Annotated in this window: 18 protein-coding genes; 5 read left to right on the top strand and 13 right to left on the bottom strand. The window is 67.0% G+C overall.

Annotated elements, in window-relative coordinates:
• Positions 1–7: 7 nt before the first annotated feature.
• From cysW to CEX88_RS04420, 5 genes are all read right to left on the bottom strand, one after another.
• Positions 8–820 carry a sulfate ABC transporter permease subunit CysW gene (gene cysW / locus CEX88_RS04435; RefSeq protein WP_066841674.1) on the bottom strand — a complete coding sequence of 271 codons (813 nt, stop codon included), beginning with the start codon at positions 818–820 and terminating at the stop codon, positions 8–10.
• The gene (gene cysT, locus CEX88_RS04430; protein ID WP_082961583.1) at positions 817–1,704 is read right to left on the bottom strand and encodes a sulfate ABC transporter permease subunit CysT; all 888 of its coding nucleotides are present in this window, start codon (positions 1,702–1,704) and stop codon (positions 817–819) included. The genes cysW and cysT overlap by 4 nt, the downstream gene beginning before the upstream one ends.
• Positions 1,701–2,714, bottom strand: a complete 1,014-nt coding sequence (locus CEX88_RS04425) for a sulfate ABC transporter substrate-binding protein (RefSeq protein WP_094292514.1) — start codon at positions 2,712–2,714, stop codon at positions 1,701–1,703. Before CEX88_RS04425 ends, cysT begins: the two co-directional genes overlap by 4 nt.
• 117 nt (positions 2,715–2,831) lie before the next feature.
• Complete coding sequence (locus CEX88_RS26580; protein WP_353612094.1) at positions 2,832–2,924, bottom strand: Ms4533A family Cys-rich leader peptide; 93 nt, start codon at positions 2,922–2,924, stop codon at positions 2,832–2,834.
• A 139-nt stretch (positions 2,925–3,063) separates the two neighbouring features.
• Entirely contained in the window at positions 3,064–3,261 is a 198-nt protein-coding gene (locus tag CEX88_RS04420; protein ID WP_066841672.1) for a hypothetical protein, read from the bottom strand.
• 32 nt (positions 3,262–3,293) lie between these two features.
• Between CEX88_RS04420 and CEX88_RS04415 the strand changes: the two genes are divergently transcribed.
• Together CEX88_RS04415 and CEX88_RS04410 are read left to right on the top strand one after the other, a co-directional pair.
• Positions 3,294–4,535 carry an FAD-dependent oxidoreductase gene (locus CEX88_RS04415; RefSeq protein ID WP_274381081.1) on the top strand — a complete coding sequence of 414 codons (1,242 nt, stop codon included), beginning with the start codon at positions 3,294–3,296 and terminating at the stop codon, positions 4,533–4,535.
• Between the two features lie 57 nt (positions 4,536–4,592).
• Positions 4,593–6,629: a glycoside hydrolase family 15 protein gene (locus tag CEX88_RS04410; protein WP_064396771.1), complete on the top strand. Its 2,037-nt coding sequence runs from the start codon at positions 4,593–4,595 to the stop codon at positions 6,627–6,629.
• 481 nt (positions 6,630–7,110) lie between these two features.
• Here the strand turns inward: CEX88_RS04410 and CEX88_RS04405 are convergent, their stop codons facing one another.
• Positions 7,111–7,830, bottom strand: a complete 720-nt coding sequence (locus CEX88_RS04405) for a sensor domain-containing protein (RefSeq protein ID WP_066841670.1) — start codon at positions 7,828–7,830, stop codon at positions 7,111–7,113.
• Positions 7,831–7,836: 6 nt separating this feature from the next.
• Positions 7,837–9,750: a translation elongation factor 4 gene (lepA, locus tag CEX88_RS04400; RefSeq protein ID WP_231987609.1), complete on the bottom strand. Its 1,914-nt coding sequence runs from the start codon at positions 9,748–9,750 to the stop codon at positions 7,837–7,839.
• Positions 9,751–9,771: 21 nt separating this feature from the next.
• Here lepA and CEX88_RS04395 point away from each other — a divergent pair, with 21 nt between their 5' ends.
• Positions 9,772–10,383 carry a type II toxin-antitoxin system PemK/MazF family toxin gene (locus tag CEX88_RS04395; RefSeq protein ID WP_066841668.1) on the top strand — a complete coding sequence of 204 codons (612 nt, stop codon included), beginning with the start codon at positions 9,772–9,774 and terminating at the stop codon, positions 10,381–10,383.
• Positions 10,384–10,483: 100 nt separating this feature from the next.
• Here CEX88_RS04395 and CEX88_RS04390 read toward each other — a convergent pair whose 3' ends face one another.
• On the bottom strand, positions 10,484–11,089 hold the full coding sequence (locus tag CEX88_RS04390) for a GNAT family N-acetyltransferase (protein ID WP_066841667.1): 606 nt from the start codon (positions 11,087–11,089) through the stop codon (positions 10,484–10,486).
• Entirely contained in the window at positions 11,082–11,510 is a 429-nt protein-coding gene (locus CEX88_RS04385; protein WP_066841666.1) for a CBS domain-containing protein, read from the bottom strand. Before CEX88_RS04385 ends, CEX88_RS04390 begins: the two co-directional genes overlap by 8 nt.
• Positions 11,511–11,717: 207 nt before the next feature.
• On the opposite strand from CEX88_RS04385, the gene CEX88_RS04380 reads away from it, so the two are divergent.
• Positions 11,718–12,578, top strand: coding sequence for a ribonuclease Z (locus tag CEX88_RS04380; protein ID WP_066841665.1), 861 nt, complete (start codon positions 11,718–11,720; stop codon positions 12,576–12,578).
• A gap of 4 nt (positions 12,579–12,582) precedes the next feature.
• On the opposite strand, the gene CEX88_RS04375 is transcribed toward CEX88_RS04380, so the two are convergent.
• The 3 genes from CEX88_RS04375 to CEX88_RS04365 are packed head-to-tail and all read right to left on the bottom strand — an operon-like array spanning position 12,583 to position 16,049.
• Positions 12,583–13,422 (bottom strand): transglutaminase family protein, encoded by an 840-nt coding sequence (locus tag CEX88_RS04375; protein WP_066841664.1) that lies wholly within the window; start codon positions 13,420–13,422, stop codon positions 12,583–12,585.
• Positions 13,422–14,393 carry an alpha-E domain-containing protein gene (locus tag CEX88_RS04370; RefSeq protein ID WP_064405768.1) on the bottom strand — a complete coding sequence of 324 codons (972 nt, stop codon included), beginning with the start codon at positions 14,391–14,393 and terminating at the stop codon, positions 13,422–13,424. Before CEX88_RS04370 ends, CEX88_RS04375 begins: the two co-directional genes overlap by 1 nt.
• Positions 14,394–14,408: 15 nt before the next feature.
• A complete protein-coding gene (locus CEX88_RS04365; protein ID WP_318284634.1) occupies positions 14,409–16,049 on the bottom strand; it encodes a circularly permuted type 2 ATP-grasp protein in 1,641 nt (546 codons plus the stop codon).
• Between the two features lie 157 nt (positions 16,050–16,206).
• Between CEX88_RS04365 and rpsT the strand changes: the two genes are divergently transcribed.
• Positions 16,207–16,467, top strand: coding sequence for a 30S ribosomal protein S20 (gene rpsT, locus CEX88_RS04360; RefSeq protein ID WP_064396786.1), 261 nt, complete (start codon positions 16,207–16,209; stop codon positions 16,465–16,467).
• 16 nt (positions 16,468–16,483) lie between these two features.
• Here the strand turns inward: rpsT and holA are convergent, their stop codons facing one another.
• Positions 16,484–17,425: a DNA polymerase III subunit delta gene (gene holA, locus CEX88_RS04355; RefSeq protein ID WP_197696717.1), complete on the bottom strand. Its 942-nt coding sequence runs from the start codon at positions 17,423–17,425 to the stop codon at positions 16,484–16,486.
• Positions 17,426–17,435: the final 10 nt, after the last annotated feature.

The following is a 17,435-nucleotide window of genomic DNA, read 5'->3' as shown; positions in this document are numbered from 1 at the left end:
TTTCCGCCTATCTGCTGGCTCTGGACCGGCGCGCGTCGAGCAACACTTGCGTAATCAAGACCACGACCGCCACACTCATCAAAAGCGTCGACACCGCATACGCCCCATACTCTTCACCTCGGTTGTACCGGTCCGACACCAGCAGTGTGAGCGTCTGCGAAGAGCCTGGAAGGTTGGACGACACCATCAGCACGGCCCCGTACTCACCGAGGGTGCGTGCGATCGTGAGCACGACGCCGTAGGTCAGACCCCACCGGATGGACGGCAGCGTGACCCGCCAGAACGTCTGCCACCACTGCGAGCCTAGCGTGGCAGCGGCCTCCTCCTGATCGGTGCCTATCTCGTGCAGCACCGGTTCAACCTCACGGATCACGAACGGCACCGTGACGAAGACGCTGGCTAGCACGATGCCGGGGAACCCGAAGATGATCTTGAAGCCGAGGTTGTTCTCGACGAATCCGAACAGCCCCGCCGAGCCCCACAGCAGGATCAGCGCGACACCGACCACCACCGGCGACACCGCGAACGGCAGATCGATCACGGCCTGCATCAGACTCTTGCCGCGAAACTTGTTCCGCGCCAGCACCACCGCGGTCGGCACGCCAAACAGCACGTTGAGCGGCACCACGATCGCGACGACCAAGAGCGACAGTTGCAGAGCGGATACCGCGGCCGGGGTGGTTATCCAATCAATAAAGGTTCCGAAGCCCGGGGCGAAACTGCGCCACAGGATCAGGCCCACCGGCACCACGACCAAGACGACGATGTAGGTCAGCGCGAGGTAGCGAAGCAGGTGTCTGACCACCGGCGAAAGGATCATTGCGCCAAGGCGTCGCGTCGGGCGGCGCGCGATCCGATCGCGCGCAGGATGAACAGCACGACGAACGAGATGGCCAGCAGCACAATCGAGATCGCGGCGGCGCCGGTACGGTCGTCGTTCTCGATCAGGGTGCGGATCCACTGCGAGGACACTTCGGTCTCGCCAGGCACGGCGCCGCCGATCAGGACCACCGAACCGAACTCGCCGATCGCGCGGGAGAACGCCAGACCGGCGCCCGACAGCAGCGACGGCAGAAGTGCGGGCAGCATCACCCGGGTGAAGATGATCCAGTTGTTGGCCCCCAACGATGCCGCGGCTTCCTCGATCTCGCGGTCCAGTTCCAACAGCACCGGCTGCACCGATCGCACCACGAACGGCAGGGTGACAAACAGCAACGCCACCCCGATACCCCATATGGTGTGCTGCAGGTGCAGCCCGACCGGGCTGGCGGGGCCGTAGAGCGCCAGCATGACCAGGCTGGCGACGATCGTCGGCAACGCGAACGGCAAGTCGATCACTGAGTCGATCAGCCGCTTGCCGACGAATTCGTCGCGGGTCAGCACCCAGGCAACCAACAGCCCGAACACCAGGTTGACCACCGTCACCCCGAACGACACGGTCAGCGTCACCTTGAACGACGCGACGGCCGCGTTCGAGGTGACCGCAAGCCAGAACGCCTGCCACCCGCCGCCGGCCGACTGCCAGAGGATCGCGGCCAACGGCAGCAGCACGATGATGCTCAGCCAAATCGTCGCCGCACCAACCCGTAGCGAGGTGGTCCCATACCGGGGGCCCCAGAGGCTAATTGTTCGCTCGCCGTTCGTGGGTTCGGGTCGGCTCCCGTCAGGATACGGGGAACCCAACGCGTTCACGGAAGGGGTCATCCGGTCGCCTGGGTGTAGATCTTGGTGATGGTGCCGTTGTCCTTGTCGAACAGCTCGGGATCCAGTGTCGCCCAGCCTCCGAGGTCGTCAACGGTCCATAGTTTTGCGGGCGCGGGGAACTTGTCCCGGAACTCCTCGAGCACCGCGGGATCGACGGGACGGAAACCGGCCTCGGCCCACAGCTTCTGCGCCTCGGGGGTGTAGATGAAGTTCTTCAGCGCGTTCGCCTTGTCCAGGTGCGTGCTCGACGACACCACGGCGACAGGGTTCTCGATCTTGAAGGTCTCCGGCGGGTTCACGTACTCCAAGCCGAAGTGCAGCGCCTCGTTCTCGTAGGCCAGCAGCACGTCACCGCTGCCCTGCCGGAACACGTCGGTGGCCTCACGGCCCGAACTCGGGCGCAGCTTGATGTGCTGAGTCACCAGCTCGGTGACGTAGTCGAGACCGGCTTGGGGATCCTGTCCGCCCTTGCTGGCCCACGCGTACGGCGCCAGCAGGTTCCACTTGGCGGACCCGGAGCTCAGCGGGCTGGGCGTGATGACCTCGACGCCGGGCTTGAGCAGATCCGGCCAGTCCCTGATGTTCTTGGGGTTACCGGGCCGCACCGCGAAGGACACGACGGATCCGAACGGGATGCCCTTGGTGGCGTCGGCGTTCCAGTCCTCGGTGACCTTGTCGGCCTTAACGAGTCGGGTGATGTCCGGCTCGACGGAGAAGTTCACGATGTCGGCGGGCTTACCGTCGACGACGGCGCGCGACTGGTCGCCCGAGGCGCCGTACGACGTCGTGACGCCGACGCCTTTACCTTCCGGTGTCGCGGCGAATGCGGGAATGATCTTGCTCCAGCCGGGTTCGGGCACGGCATAGGCGACGAGCGTCAGCGTCGTGTCGGCGCCATTCCCGCCGCCCTCTCCGACCACATCGCTCGAGCCGCCTCCGCATGCGGCGAGCACTGTGGCGGTGGTGGCCAGCGCCGCCGCGGCGCGCCAGGTTTTGCGGATGTTGACCATCGGGGACCTTTCGTTGGGGGACTTCGGTGGAACCCGTCCCGACGGGAAGGCGATGGATCAGCGCGAGGCGTCATCTGGCAGCCGTTACCGACACCGAACCGCGGACGGGCGGAGGAGTCAGCAACAACAACAGACATCGGCAACAGCGCTGAAACTCACGGCAATGAGGGCCAGAACATGGCCGCTCTTGTTGCCGGACGCTGTTTGCATGGCGCGAAGCCTAACAGAGTTTCCGCGGCCTGCTCGGTGAAAGTTCGGCGGCGTCAACGAGTGAACAGCCACATGACGATCACCAGGATCACCAGGAGGACGAGCACCAGCGTCACCCGCGACCGCGGCATCCCGCCGCTCATTGATCAGCATCCCGTTCGTCGTGGCGAACACGGCGCCACAACCTGATCCCGTTACCGAGGGCGCCGTCGAGCACGACCGCGGTGCCGTACGCCAACGCGAGCACCACCGGCATCACCATCGCGGTCTGGGCGACGAACGGCAGGCCGGTGAGCCAGAGCTCGACACCGTCCCACCAACTCAGAAAGCCACCCACGCGGCCAGCCTAGGCGATGCGAAGATGGGGGCGTGGCCGCCGACTCCGACCCCGCTCTGCGTGCCGGTAACACCACCTGCATCGTGGCCGGCGGCGGTCCAGCGGGCATGATGCTCGCGTTGGTGCTGGCCCGCGCCGGGGTCGACGTCACGGTGATGGAGAAGCACGCCGACTTCCTCCGCGATTTCCGCGGTGACACCGTGCATGCCAGCACGCTGCGGCTGCTCGACGAGTTGGGGCTGTCCGACGAGTTCGCGGCGATTCCGCACCGAGAGATCGACACGCTGTCGATGACGGTGCAGGACACGCCGGTCACCATGGATCTGCAGCGAATTCCCGGTCCGCACAAACACATTGCGCTGGTTCCGCAGTGGGATTTCCTGGAGCTGCTGGCCACTGCCGCTCAACGAGAGCCGTCGTTCACCTTGCTGCGCAGCACCGAGGTGCTCGGCCCGATCCGTCACGGTGACAGGGTGGTCGGTGTCCGCTACCGCAGCGCCGACGGTGAGGAGCGCGAGATGCGCGCGACGTTGACCGTCGCCTGCGATGGGCGGTCATCGACGCTGCGCACCGAGATGGGGCTCAAGCCGAAGGACTTCGGTGTGCCGATGGACGTCTGGTGGTTCCGGCTGCCCCGCGATCCCGACGACCCGCACGGGCTCGCCGGTGTCCTCGGGGCCGGGCACGCGCAGATCGTCATCGACCGCGGCGACTACTATCAGTGCGCCTACGTCATCCCCAAGGGCCGCGACCAGGAGTTGCGGGCGCAGGGAATCGGGTCGCTGCATCGCGGTGTGGTGGCGCTGGTGCCGTGGCTGGCCGACCGCATCGGGGCGGTGACGTCGTTCGACGACGTGAAGCTGCTCGACGTGCAGTTGAACCGGCTCAGGCGCTGGTACGGCGACGGCCTGCTGCTTATCGGCGACGCCGCCCACGCGATGTCGCCGGTCGGCGGGGTGGGGATCAACCTCGCGGTGGCCGACGCCGTCGCCGCAGGCCGGATCCTGGCGGGTCCGTTGCGCTCGGGCAGCCTGTCGGCCAGGCATCTGGCCCGCGTGCAGGCGCGGCGCTGGCTGCCCGCCGCGCTGATCCAGTCGGTGCAAAGGCTGATCCACCGCCGTGTCATCGCGGTCGCCGTCGCTTCGACCGGCCAGGCCGAAGCGCCCCGGTTCGTGCGGGTGGCCGCCGGGCTTCCGTTGTTGCGCCGTTTGGCGGCCTACGGTGTGGCGATCGGTCCCCTACCGGAACGCATTCCGGCCTTCGCCCGCCGCTGACGCGCCGTTACGGCCAACAAGTAGACGGCGAGCGCGTCGGCAGTCGATGATGGCGGCATGGTTCTGCAACAAACCGGGCCGTCGGACGGGTCAACGGAGACCGAGAACGGGGCGAAGCCGGCTCAGGCCGTCACGGACAACACCCCGCTGACCGTGACCGCACCGACGCCGTACGCGCCCACCGGAGCGTTGCGAAACCCGTTTCCGCCCATCGCCGACTACGGCTTCCTGTCCGACTGCGAGAACACGTGTCTGATCTCATCGGCCGGGTCGGTCGAGTGGATGTGCGTGCCGCGGCCCGACTCGCCGAGTGTGTTCGGCGCCATCCTCGATCGCGGCGCCGGCCATTTCCGGTTGGGGCCCTACGGGGTGACGGTGCCCTCGGCCCGGCGCTACCTGCCCGGCAGCCTGATCCTGGAGACGACGTGGCAGACCCACACCGGGTGGCTGATCGTGCGCGAGGCATTGGTGATGGGTCCCTGGCATGACCTCGAGACCCGTTCGCGCACCCATCGGCGCACACCGATGGACTGGGATGCCGAGCACATCCTGCTGCGCACCGTGCGATGCGTGAGCGGCACCGTCGAACTGGTGATGAACTGCGAGCCGGCGTTCGACTACCACCGGATCCCCGCGACGTGGGAGTACTCCGCGCAGGCGTACGGCGAGGCGATCGCGCGCGCCAGCCGCGACGCCGATGCGCACCCCACGCTTCGGCTCACCACGAACCTGCGGCTCGGCCTGGAGGGCCACGAGGCTCGGGCCCGGACCCGGATGAAGGAAGGCGACCAGGCGTTCGTCGCGCTGTCGTGGTCCAAGCATCCGGCGCCACAGACCTATGAAGAGGCGGCCGACAAGATGTGGCAGACCAGCGAGGCCTGGCGCCAGTGGATCAACATCGGCGACTTCCCCGACCACCCGTGGCGGGCCTACCTCCAGCGCAGCGCGCTGACGCTCAAGGGGCTGACCTACTCCCCGACCGGTGCGCTGTTGGCCGCGCCCACCACGTCGCTGCCGGAAACGCCTCAGGGCGAACGAAACTGGGACTACCGCTATGCGTGGGTGCGCGATTCGACTTTCGCGCTGTGGGGTCTCTACACACTGGGCCTGGACCGCGAGGCCGACGACTTCTTCGCGTTCATCGCCGATGTGTCCGGCGCCAACAACGGTGAGCGACACCCACTTCAGGTGATGTACGCCGTCGGCGGCGAGCGCACGCTGGTCGAGGAGGAACTGCGCCACCTGTCCGGATACGACGGGGCGCGGCCGGTGCGCATCGGCAACGGCGCGTACAACCAGATGCAGCACGACATCTGGGGCACCATGCTCGATTCGGTGTATCTGCACGCCAAGTCGCGCGAGCAGATCTCCGACACGCTGTGGCCGGTGCTCAAGCAGCAGGTCGAAGAGGCGATCAAGCACTGGAAGGAGCCCGACCGCGGGATATGGGAGGTACGCGGCGACCCGCAACACTTCACCAGCAGCAAGATCATGTGCTGGGTCGCGCTGGACCGCGGCTCGAAACTCGCCGAGTTCCAGGGCGAGAAGTCCTACGCGCAGCAGTGGCGCGCGACCGCCGAGGAGATCAAGGCCGACGTGCTCAAACACGGCGTCGACTCCCGCGGTGTGCTGACGCAGCGGTACGGCGACGACGCGCTCGACGCCTCGCTGCTGCTGGCCGTGCTGACGCGGTTCCTGCCGCCCGACGATCCGCGGGTGCGCGCGACCGTGCTGGCGATCGCCGACGAGCTCACCGAGGAAGGCCTGGTGCTGCGCTACCGGGTCGACGAGACCGACGACGGGCTGTCCGGCGAGGAGGGCACCTTCACGATCTGCTCGTTCTGGCTGGTGTCGGCCCTGGTCGAGATCGGCGAGATCAGCCGCGCCAAACACCTGTGTGAACGGCTGCTGTCGTTCGCCAGCCCGCTGCACCTGTATGCCGAGGAGATCGAGCCGCGCACCGGCCGCCATCTCGGCAACTTCCCGCAGGCGTTCACCCACCTGGCGTTGATCAACGCGGTCGTGCACGTGATCCGGGCCGAGGAGGAAGCCGACAGCTCCGGAGTCTTCGTCCCGGCCAACGCCCCGATGTAGATCGCCTTTTCGGCGAGACTGCTGTTTTTGATGGATCTCCGCCGCCGGTCGTCAGAAAGCCCAGTCTCGGCGCGGTGTTATCTGGCCGCGTGGCGAGCATGTCCTGCGCGATGGTGGCCGCCTCGTCGCCGATCGAGTAACTGCACGGCCACGCCTCGACGGTCAGGTTCGATGCAGTCGACAGCACATGCTGGCAAGCACAAGCCGTCGGCATCCTGTTGCGTCGTAACCTGGGCGACCATCTTGCCGTCGGTACGAACCTGACCGAGTTCCACAAGTATACGTCGCATGAATTTCTCACGCCCACAGTGGAATTGGTGTAACCCCCCACGTCTCTCGAGACGAGTTGAAGAAATGCTGCGCCTCCTCGGCCGACGTGTAGAGCACCGCGGTCTGTTCGACCCAGTGATTTTGTCGTCGTCGTGTTCGCGCGGTCAGCTCCAACAGATTCGCGACGTAACCGACAATCTCGACCGAATGCTCAGGACTGGCCGATCTTGTCCATCATCAGGTCGGCGACCGCGGTCGCGTGCCGGGCGCCGGTCGGGCTGGGGCCGGCGACGTCGGTGATCTCCACCTCCACGATGCAATCGCCTGCCACACCGAGGGCCCGCTGAACCGTCGATCCGGCGTCCTGCATCACCACCGCCGAGACGATCTCGTCGTCGACGCCGACCTCGGTGATCCGGCTGGATCCCTGTGCGCCGCGGTCGGGTTGGCTCAACACCAGCGTCTGGCCGTTGCATCGGTGCCACTTGTCGGCCGATGAGGCGAAGAACTCCTGCGCGGCATCGGCGTCGATGAACTCGACCACCCCGAAGAACCCGGTGACGGTGGGGCCGTTGGCGTCACCTCCGGCCCACGACTGGCTGACCACCGACCGCACCGGGCTGGCTTGATACACCACCTTCTCCAACCGGTAACCGGTGCTCACACAGTCGGGCGGGCTCGCCTCGGCCTCCCGGACGCCCTGCAGCAGCATGTCGGCGCCACCTTCGACGACCTGACCCATGAAGCCGCTGGCCCCGAACATCGTGGTCAGCTCCTCAGCCGTGGGCAAAGCCTGGTCCAGCATCCGGTTCGGCGACGGTTTGGCCACCTCGGCGATCTGCGGGGCCGGGGCATCACCGGCGGGCGCCGAACAGCCGGCGAGGATCGCGCATGCGCCCACGGCCGCCGCCGTCATCGCCGCCGAGCGCACGCCGTCCTACTTCTTGGCCTTGTCGGCGGCCGACGAGTCGGTGGACAGGGCGGCCACGAACGCCTCCTGGGGCACCTCGACCCGGCCGATGGTCTTCATCCGCTTCTTGCCTTCCTTCTGCTTCTCGAGCAGCTTGCGCTTGCGGGTGATGTCCCCGCCATAGCACTTCGATAGCACGTCTTTGCGGATCGCGCGGATGTTTTCGCGAGCTATGATCTTCGAACCGATCGCTGCCTGCACCGGAACCTCGAACTGCTGGCGCGGAATCAGCTCCTTGAGCTTGGTGGTCATCTTGTTGCCGTAGGCGTACGCCGACTCCTTGTGCACGATCGCGCTGAACGCGTCGACCGGCTCACCTTGCAGCAGGATGTCGACCTTGACCAGGTCGGCTTCCTGCTCACCGGCCTCCTCGTAGTCCAGGCTGGCGTATCCGCGGGTGCGCGACTTCAGCGCGTCGAAGAAGTCGAAGATTATCTCGCCCAGCGGCATCGTGTAGCGCAGCTCCACCCGTTCCGGGGACAGGTAGTCCATGCCGCCGAGTTCGCCGCGCCGCGACTGGCACAGCTCCATGATGGTTCCGATGAACTCGCTGGGCGCGATGATCGTGGTCTTGACGATCGGCTCGTAAACCGTGCGGATCTTGCCGTCCGGCCAGTCCGACGGATTGGTCACCGTGATTTCTGAACCATCCTCCTGCACAACGCGATACACGACGTTCGGCGACGTCGAGATCAGGTCGAGGTTGAACTCGCGCTCAAGACGCTCGCGGGTGATCTCCATGTGCAGCAGGCCCAGAAAGCCGCTGCGGAAACCGAATCCGAGCGCCACCGAGGTCTCCGGTTCATACGTCAGCGCCGCATCGTTGAGTTGCAGCTTGTCCAGCGCGTCGCGCAGGACCGGATAGTCCGACCCGTCAACGGGATACAGCCCCGAGTACACCATCGGTCGCGGCTCCCGGTATCCGGTGAGCGGCTCGGCCGCGCCGTGGCGGGCGGTCGTCACGGTGTCGCCGACCTTGGACTGGCGCACGTCTTTCACGCCGGTGATCAGATATCCGACCTCGCCGACGCCGAGACCCGCGGAGGCCTTGGGCTCGGGCGAGACGATGCCCACTTCCAGCAGTTCGTGATGCGCGCCGGTGGACATCATCTTGATGCGTTCGCGCGGAACGATCTTGCCGTCGACGACGCGGACGTAGGTCACCACGCCGCGGTAGGTGTCATAGACCGAGTCGAAGATCATCGCCCGCGCGGGTGCGTCGGCGTCGCCGACGGGCGGCGGCACCTCGCGCACGACGTGGTCGAGGAGGTCGGCCACGCCCGCGCCGGTCTTCCCGGAGACCCGCAGCACGTCCTCGGGTTCGCAGCCGATGATGTGGGCAAGTTCGGCGGCGTACCGGTCGGGGTCGGCCGCAGGCAGGTCGATCTTGTTGAGCACCGGGATGATGTGCAGGTCGCGATCCAGGGCCAGGTAGAGATTCGCCAGCGTCTGGGCCTCGATGCCCTGGGCGGCGTCGACGAGCAGCACCGCACCTTCGCACGCCTCCAGCGCGCGCGACACCTCGTAGGTGAAGTCGACGTGCCCGGGGGTGTCGATGAGATGCAGGACGTATTCCTGGTCCCCCAATTTCCATGGCAGCCGGACGTTCTGCGCCTTGATCGTGATGCCGCGCTCGCGCTCGATGTCCATCCGGTCGAGGTACTGCGCGCGCATATCGCGATCGGCGACCACACCGGTGAGTTGCAGCATCCGGTCGGCCAGCGTCGACTTGCCGTGATCGATATGGGCGATGATGCAGAAGTTCCGGATCTGCGCCGGCGCCGTGAAGGTCTGATCGGCGAAAGTGCTGATGGGAATCTCCTGGTGAACGCGGACTTCGGGTGCCACCAGCGTATCCAGGCAGCGCCGGAAGCACACAATCGCGCTGGGCGGCGCTCGCTTATGCTCGGAAATATGCCTGCGCCCTGGAAACCACTGCAGACATTCCAAAGGTATGCCGAGAATCTGGTGTTCAACGAGGCGCCGAAGATCATCCGTCAGATCGGTCAGTCCGAGACCGTGCAGCGCGGCATCCAGCAGGGCATCCGGATCGGTCTGGACGCGATCGCCGGCGCATCCAGAGACGAGGCGCCCGCGATCACCGCCGGGCGACCGGTCAGCCGGCACTTCGTGCCCACCGCCCACCGCGCCCGCAAGGTGGTGTACGCCCCCGACCTCGACGGGCGCGCCGATCCGGGCGAGATCGTGTGGACGTGGGTGGTCTACGAGGACGACCCGACGCAGGGCAAGGACCGGCCGGTGCTGGTGGTGGGCCGCGACCGGTCCACGCTGCTCGGCCTGATGCTGTCCAGCCAGGATCACCATCGAGACGACCCGGACTGGGTGGCCATCGGCTCGGGCACCTGGGATTACGAGGGGCGGGCGAGTTGGGTGCGCCTGGACCGGGTGCTCGATGTGCCCGAAGACGGCATCCGTCGCGAAGGCGCGATCCTGGCCCGCGAGAAGTTCGAGGTCGTGGCCGCGCGGCTACGTGCCGAATACTCCTGGAGTTGAACGCTCGTCACCGCGAGCGACCGTGTTCGTCCGCGACACGCCGTAGATTTCTGGCACTTCGCGGTCACTCGTCAGCTTCGCTTGGTCCACGCACACCGGATCAACGCGGTTGGCGCCACATCGGCCACATCGGCGGGCCGCCGTCGGGCAACGCGATCTCGCCGGTGACGTCGAACCCGAAGCGCCGGTAGTAGGCGATGTTGTCGGGGTTGCTGGACTCGAGGTACGCGGGCGCGTGCTCGGCGTCGCAGCGGTCCAGGCGCGAGCGCATCAGCGCCTGCCCGTATCCGGTGCCGCGCACCGTCGGATCGCTGCCGATCACCCCCAGATACCAGTGGGGCTCCTCGGGGTGGTGCTGCTTCATCAGCTCGGCCATCGCCTGGCCGCGCCGCACATTGGCTCCCATCGCCCGGATGAATGCCGGCATCATCCGCAGCTCTTGGAGCCCGGTCTGCCGCCACTCGCCGGGCGGGTCCCACAGCGCGGCGGCCCCGATGCGCCGGCCGCCCGCCACCTCGACTCCTTCGGTGCGCAGGAAGTGGTGGCGAATCATCGTGGCGAACACCCGTGACAGGGCTCGCTCCCGCGCGGCATCGTTCGGCAGCATCCACTTCATCACCGGGTCGTCGTAGAACGCGCGCGCCAGCACCCCCGACATCTGGCGCACGTGCTGCCGCGCCGCCGGAGCGACCTCGACGTCAGCCACGGGTGATGTAGGCCTGCAGCTGCTCCTGCTGCGTTTCGAGCTCTTCCATCCGGGTCTTGACGACGTCGCCGATGCTGACGATGCCGACCAGCCTGCCGTTCTCCATCACCGGTACGTGCCGGACCCGGTTCGTCGTCATCAGGGCGCTCAGGCTGTCGACCGAATCGTCGGGAGCGCAGGTCGCCACCAGCGTGGTCATGATCTCCGACACCGGCTTGGTGAGCAGTTCGCCGCCCCGTCGGTGCAGCGCGCGCACGACGTCGCGCTCGGAGACGATCCCCATCAGACCGTCGGGCGACACCACGATCATGGCGCCGATGTTGTGCACCGCCAGTTCGGTGAGCAATCCCGAGACCGACGTCTCCGGAGTTATCGTGGCCACCGCGGCGCCCTTGCTCCGCAACACGTCCGCGATCCGCATCCTTGCCTCCGCTCGTGATCTTCCTCACAGGCTAGGTTGGACTGAGTCGGCGCGGAAGGCTTTGCGAGGTTGCAACCCGGTCACACTCGGGTGCGCAAGTCGCGAAACGGCATTCCAACAGCGCAAAGTCGAGTACATGGCTGCCGGAATACCGTTTCGGCGCCTATTGGCGCCAATTCGACGAGGCCCTCCGGTATATGTGGGGCCATGATCGAGGTCACACTGCTTGGCACTGGAAGTCCCATCCCCGACGCCCGCCGGGCGGGCCCGTCGACGCTCGTGCGCGCTGGCGGGCAGACGTTTCTGATCGACTGCGGTCGAGGTGTACAGCAACGTCTGACGGCCGCGGGAGCGCCGGCGAACGGATTGTCCGCGCTGCTGTTGACGCATCTGCACAGCGACCACATCGCGGATCTGGGCGACGTGATCATCAGCCGTTGGGTGTCGACGTTCACGCCCGAGCAGACGCCGCTGCAGATCATCGGACCGCCGGGCACCGCCGAGGTGGTCGAGCACACCCTCAAGGCGTTCGGCTTCGACATCGGATACCGCATCGCCCACCACGCCGACCTGACGGCCCCGCCCCCGGTGGAGGTGCACGAGTACACCGAAGGTGAGGTGTGGAACCGCGACGGCGTGACGATCCGGGTCGCGCCCACCGACCACCGCCCGGTCGCCCCGACGATCGGCTTCCGCGTCGAGCACGCCGACGCCTCGGTGGTGCTGGCCGGCGACACCGTCCCGTGCGAGAGCCTCGACGAACTGGCGGCAGGCGCAGGGGCGTTGGTGCACACCGTGATCCGCAAGGATCTGGTCGACCGGATGCCCATGCAGCGCATCCGCGACATCTGCGACTACCACTCCTCGGTCGAGGAAGCGGCGGAGACCGCGGCGCGCGCGGGCGTGGGAATCTTGATCCTCACCCATTACGTGCCCGCAATCGAACCCGGACAGGAAGAGGACTGGCGCGCACTCGCCGCGTCGGTCTTCGACCGGCAGATCGAACTCGGTGACGATCTGCTGCGCGTCGAGGTGCATCCCGGAATCTCGGCGAAGCCGGCCGTCTGACCGGTCAGGCCAACCGGGTGATCTCGACGACGACGTCGAGGTCGGTCGAGCCCTCTCCGGAGTAGATCCCCTTCAGCGGGGTGACATCGGAGTAGTCCCGGCCCACACCCACGCTGATGTACTGCTCGTTGATCGGGGCGTCGTTGGTGGGGTCGTAATTCCACCAGCCACCGGTCCAGGCCTGCACCCAGGCGTGGCTCTGCCCGTCGATGGTGTCGCCGATCACCGCTTTGTGGTTGGGATGCAGATACCCCGACACGTAACGGGCGGGAATGCCCATGGAGCGCAACAGGATCAGCGTCAGGTGGGCGAAGTCTTGACAGACGCCCTTGCCCTCGCGCAACGCGTCCAGCCCTGAGGAGTGCACTCCGGTGGTGCCCGCGACGTACGCCAACTCGCTGCTCACCCACGACGCGGCGGCGGTGACGGCCTCGTGCGGCGCGTGTTCCTTGATGATGCGCTGACCGACCCGGCGGATGCGCTTGCTCGCGGGCGTGTAGTGGGTGGGCGCAAGGACCTCGTCGAACCTGTCGACGACGGCCTCGGATTGCAAGTCCTCCCATGTCACTTCGCGTCCGGACATTTGGTCGACGTCGGTCTCCACGACCGACGACGACGTCACCTCCAACTCGGTGTGCGGTGCGTGCAGGTCGAACGCCGTCACCGCCGTTCCCCAGTAGTCGACGTAGCGGTAGTTGCGGGTGGCCGGGACGGTCTCCACGCGGTTGAGGATCACGTTCTGCCGCGAGTCCGATCGCGGCGTCAGCCGCGCCTCGTTGAACGACGCCGTCACCGGCGACTTGTATGCGTATCCGGTCGAATGGACGACCCGCATCCGCCACATCAGAGCTCTCCCTCTTCGATGACGAGCGTGCCGTTGTGACCCGCGTCGTGCCACGCCACCCACGGAGCGGAGTGAAAGTACTGCAGCGCCAACGCTTCACCGACATCGAAGCAGGTCTTCTGCAGGCCGGCCAGCCGCTGTTCCAGCGACTCGAGCAGCACACCGGGGCGCAGGAACTCCAGCTCGCTGCGGGCCCTGCCGAGTAGCCGCTGCGCCTCGGCCGTGGCGCCGAGGCGGCTGTGGGGTCGGTTCATCAACTCGTCGAGGCTGTGTTCGGCAAGCCGCAGAGAATAGAAGATCGACCGTGGGAAAAGCCGGTCCAGCAGCATGAATTCGACCACGCGACCGGCGTCGAGCACGCCGCGGTAGGTGCGCAAATAGGTGTCGTGTGCGCCTGCCGACCGCAGCAACGTGACCCACGCGGGTGACGACGCGCTGTCCCCGACCCGCGAAAGCAGCAGTCGCACAGTCATGTCCACCCGTTCGATGGCCCGGCCGAGCACCATGAAGCGGTAGCCGTCATCGCGCGACAGCGTCGAGTCGGCCAGCCCGGCGAACATCGCGGCGCGGCCCTCGACGAACGAGAGAAACTCGTGCGGTCCGAGACGCTTGGCGGCTCGTTCCCGCTCGGCCAGCGCGTTGTAAGTGGTGTTGAGGCACTCCCAGATCTCGGTGGACGTGACTTCGCGTGCGCCGCGGGCATTTTCGCGAGCCGCCGAGATGGCGTCGACGATCGACCCCTGGGTGCCTCTGCTGAAGGCGACGATGTCGGTCAGCGACCACACATCCAGCGGCGCGTCGGGAGCCTCCATCCCCAGCACTCGCAGCAGTGTCCGGGAGGCCTGGTCGGGGTCGACGCTGGAGTCCTCGAGCAGTTGATGCACGGTCACATCGAGGATGCGGGCGGTGTCGTCGGCGCGTTCGACGTACCGTCCGATCCAGTACAAGGATTCGGCGTTGCGGGCCAACATCAGCGCACCACCCCTCTACTGCTGCTGTTGTTGTTGTTGGTCTTGGGTCTGCCCGTCGCTGCTTTCGGCCTTGGGCCCACGCGCGGACTTGGGCAGCTTGCGCACCACTTCGGCGGCGCCGAGCTCGCGGTCGGCGACCGAGGTGCGCGACGCCAGCACCCAGGTGTCCTTCGACCCGCCGCCCTGGCTCGAGTTGACCACCAGCGAGCCCTCGGGCAGCGCGACGCGGGTGAGCCCGCCGGGCAGCACCCACACGTCGTCGCCGTCGTTGACCGCGAACGGGCGCAGGTCGACGTGCCGCGGCACCAGCTGGTCGCCGATCTGGGTGGGCACGGTCGACAGCTGCATGACGGGCTGGGCGATCCAGCCGCGCGGGTCGTTGCGGATCTTCTTGGCGACGGCGGCGAGCTCCTTTTCCGAGGCGTCCGGACCGAACACGATGCCGTAGCCGCCGGAGCCCTCGACCGGTTTGATGACGAGTTCGTCGATGCGGTCGAGCACTTCCTCGCGCTCGTCGTCGAGCCAGCACCGAAACGTGTCGACGTTTCCCAGCAGCGGTTTCTCGCCGAGGTAGTACTCGATGATCGTCGGCACGTAGGTGTAGACGAGTTTGTCGTCGCCGATGCCGTTGCCGACGGCACTGGAGATCACGACGTTGCCGGCCCTGGCCGCATTGAGCAGACCGGCGACGCCGAGCACCGAGTCCGGCCGGAACTGCATCGGGTCGAGGAACGCGTCGTCGATGCGGCGGTAGATGACGTCGACCTGCCGCTCCCCCTCGGTGGTGCGCATGTAGACGGCGTTGTCGCGACAGAACAGGTCGCGGCCCTCCACCAGCTCGACGCCCATCTGCCGGGCCAGCAGCGAATGCTCGAAGTACGCCGAGTTGTAGACGCCGGGCGTGAGCACGACGACGGTCGGGTCGGCGACGTTGTTGGCCGCCGCGTTGCGCAGCGACCGCAGCAGATGCGACGAGTAGTCGCCGACGGCGCGCACCCGATGGGTGGCGAACAGGTTCGGAAACACCCGCGCCATGGTGCGGCGGTTCTCCATCACGTACGACACCCCGGACGGTGAGCGCAGGTTGTCCTCAAGCACCCGGAAGTCGCCCTTGGCGTCGCGGATGAGGTCGATGCCCGCGACGTGGATGCGCACGCCGTTGGGCGGAACGATGCCCGCGGCCTCGCGGTGGAAGTGCTCGCAGGAGGTGATCAGCCGGCGCGGGATGACGCCGTCGCGCAGGATCTCCTGCTCGCCGTAGATGTCGTCGAGGTAGAGCTCGAGCGCCTTGACCCGCTGGATGATGCCGCGTTCCAGGCGCGTCCACTCCGCCGCGGAGATGACTCGCGGAACCAGGTCGAGCGGAAAGGGACGTTCCTGGCCGGACAGCGAGAACGTGATGCCCTGGTCGATGAACGCGCGGCCGAGCGCCTCGGCGCGGGCTTCGAGCTCGGAGGCATCAGAAGGGGCGAGCTCGGTGTAGATGCCCTTGTAGGGGCCCCGCACGTTGCCCTGGGCGTCGAACATCTCGTCGAAGGCCTCGGCGTAGCTACCGAGATCGCTGTATCCGGCGAAGACGCCCTGATATCGCTTGTCCTGCCTACGTGGGCTCCGCGATTGTCGCGTGGACTCGGTCGGTAGGGTACGCAGGCTCATCCCTGCCATGCTGCAACACTTCGGACGTTTCGGCAGGCCAGAGGACTCACTTTGGGCATTTACCCACTCCGCTGGTAACCTGAACCCTCGCTGCCCGCGTGCCGGGCGTCTATCAGACTTTGGGAAACCCCTACAGGATTTACGAAGGACTACACGCGTGGCCAACATCAAGTCGCAGGAGAAGCGCAACCGGACCAACGAGCGCCGCAGGTTGCGCAACAAGTCGGTCAAGTCGTCGCTTCACACGGCGGTGCGCGGCTTCCGGGCGGCCGTCGAGGCCGGTGACAAGGACAAGGCCCAGGAGCTGCTGGCGTCGACCAGCCGTCAGCTGGACAAGGCCGCCAGCAAGGGCGTCATCCACAAGAACCAGGCCGCCAACCGCAAGTCGGGGCTGGCTTCCGCGTTCAACAAGCTCTGAGTTCGTTCGAGTTCGCTCAGTCTTCTATGAGCTCGGCGACGCGCCGCACCGTCGCCTCCAACGCGTAGTCCGCGTCCGCTGCGGCCCCTTTGACATCCGCATTGAGGGCGGCCACCAACCGCATCGCCTCGGCGACGGTGGTGTGCGACCATCGTCGCGCCTGCTTCTGCGCCTTCTGCACCCGCCACGGCGGCATGCCCAGCTCTGACGCCAGCCGGTAGGGGTCGCCCGACAGCGGCCGCACCCGCGCGATGGTGTGCACCGCTTCGGCGAGGGCGTCGGCCAGCACGACGTGTGGTTCGCCGCGCATCATCGCCCACCGCAGCGCCTCGGCCGCCCCGGCCACATCGCCGACGACCGCCTTGTCGGCGACGTCGAACCCCTTCACCTCGGCCTTGCCCGAGTGGTAGCGGCGCACCGCCTCCGCGTCGACCGCCCCGCCGGTGTCGGTGACCAACTGTGAACAGGCAGCCGCCAGCTCGCGGATGTCGGAGCCGATCGCGTCCAGCACCGCGGTGACGGTGTCCTCGCCGACCTTCACCTTCAACGCGCGGAACTCGCGGCGGACGAAGTCGGCACGGTCGGCGGCCTTGGTGATACGCGCGCACGGATGCACCCGCGCGCCGAGCTTCTTGAGCTGATCGGCCAGTGCCTTGGCGCGCCCGCCACCCGAATGCACGACGACGAGCATGGTGCCTGGCGGCAGGTCCGCCGCAGACTCGGCGATGAGCGCGGCCGCATCCTTGCCCGCCTCGGCCGCCGACTCCAACACCACCACCCGCTCCTCGGCGAACAGCGACGGGCTCAACAATTCGGCCAGTTCGCTGGTGCTGACCTCACCGGCGCGCAGGCGATCGACCGGAATGTCATGGACGCCCGCCTGTTTGCGCACATCCCGAAGAACCGCCGCCACCGCGCGTTCGACCAGCAACTCCTCGTCCCCGAGCACCAGATGCAACTGCGACGCT

This window comes from Mycobacterium neumannii (genome assembly GCF_002245615.1).
In the GTDB taxonomy this organism is placed as follows: Bacteria; Actinomycetota; Actinomycetes; order Mycobacteriales; family Mycobacteriaceae; genus Mycobacterium; species Mycobacterium neumannii_A.
This window is presented reverse-complemented; position numbering and strand designations above follow the sequence as displayed.

Coding starts and splice junctions, on each gene's coding strand:
- cysW (WP_066841674.1), bottom strand. CDS start 820: ATGATCCTTTCGCCGGTGGTCAGACACCTGCTTCGCTACCTCGCGCTG.
- cysT (WP_082961583.1), bottom strand. CDS start 1,704: ATGACCCCTTCCGTGAACGCGTTGGGTTCCCCGTATCCTGACGGGAGC.
- CEX88_RS04425 (WP_094292514.1), bottom strand. CDS start 2,714: ATGGTCAACATCCGCAAAACCTGGCGCGCCGCGGCGGCGCTGGCCACC.
- CEX88_RS26580 (WP_353612094.1), bottom strand. CDS start 2,924: ATGCAAACAGCGTCCGGCAACAAGAGCGGCCATGTTCTGGCCCTCATT.
- CEX88_RS04410 (WP_064396771.1), top strand. CDS start 4,593: ATGGTTCTGCAACAAACCGGGCCGTCGGACGGGTCAACGGAGACCGAG.
- CEX88_RS04395 (WP_066841668.1), top strand. CDS start 9,772: ATGCTCGGAAATATGCCTGCGCCCTGGAAACCACTGCAGACATTCCAA.
- CEX88_RS04385 (WP_066841666.1), bottom strand. CDS start 11,510: ATGCGGATCGCGGACGTGTTGCGGAGCAAGGGCGCCGCGGTGGCCACG.
- CEX88_RS04380 (WP_066841665.1), top strand. CDS start 11,718: ATGATCGAGGTCACACTGCTTGGCACTGGAAGTCCCATCCCCGACGCC.
- CEX88_RS04375 (WP_066841664.1), bottom strand. CDS start 13,422: ATGTGGCGGATGCGGGTCGTCCATTCGACCGGATACGCATACAAGTCG.
- CEX88_RS04370 (WP_064405768.1), bottom strand. CDS start 14,393: ATGTTGGCCCGCAACGCCGAATCCTTGTACTGGATCGGACGGTACGTC.
- CEX88_RS04365 (WP_318284634.1), bottom strand. CDS start 16,049: ATGAGCCTGCGTACCCTACCGACCGAGTCCACGCGACAATCGCGGAGC.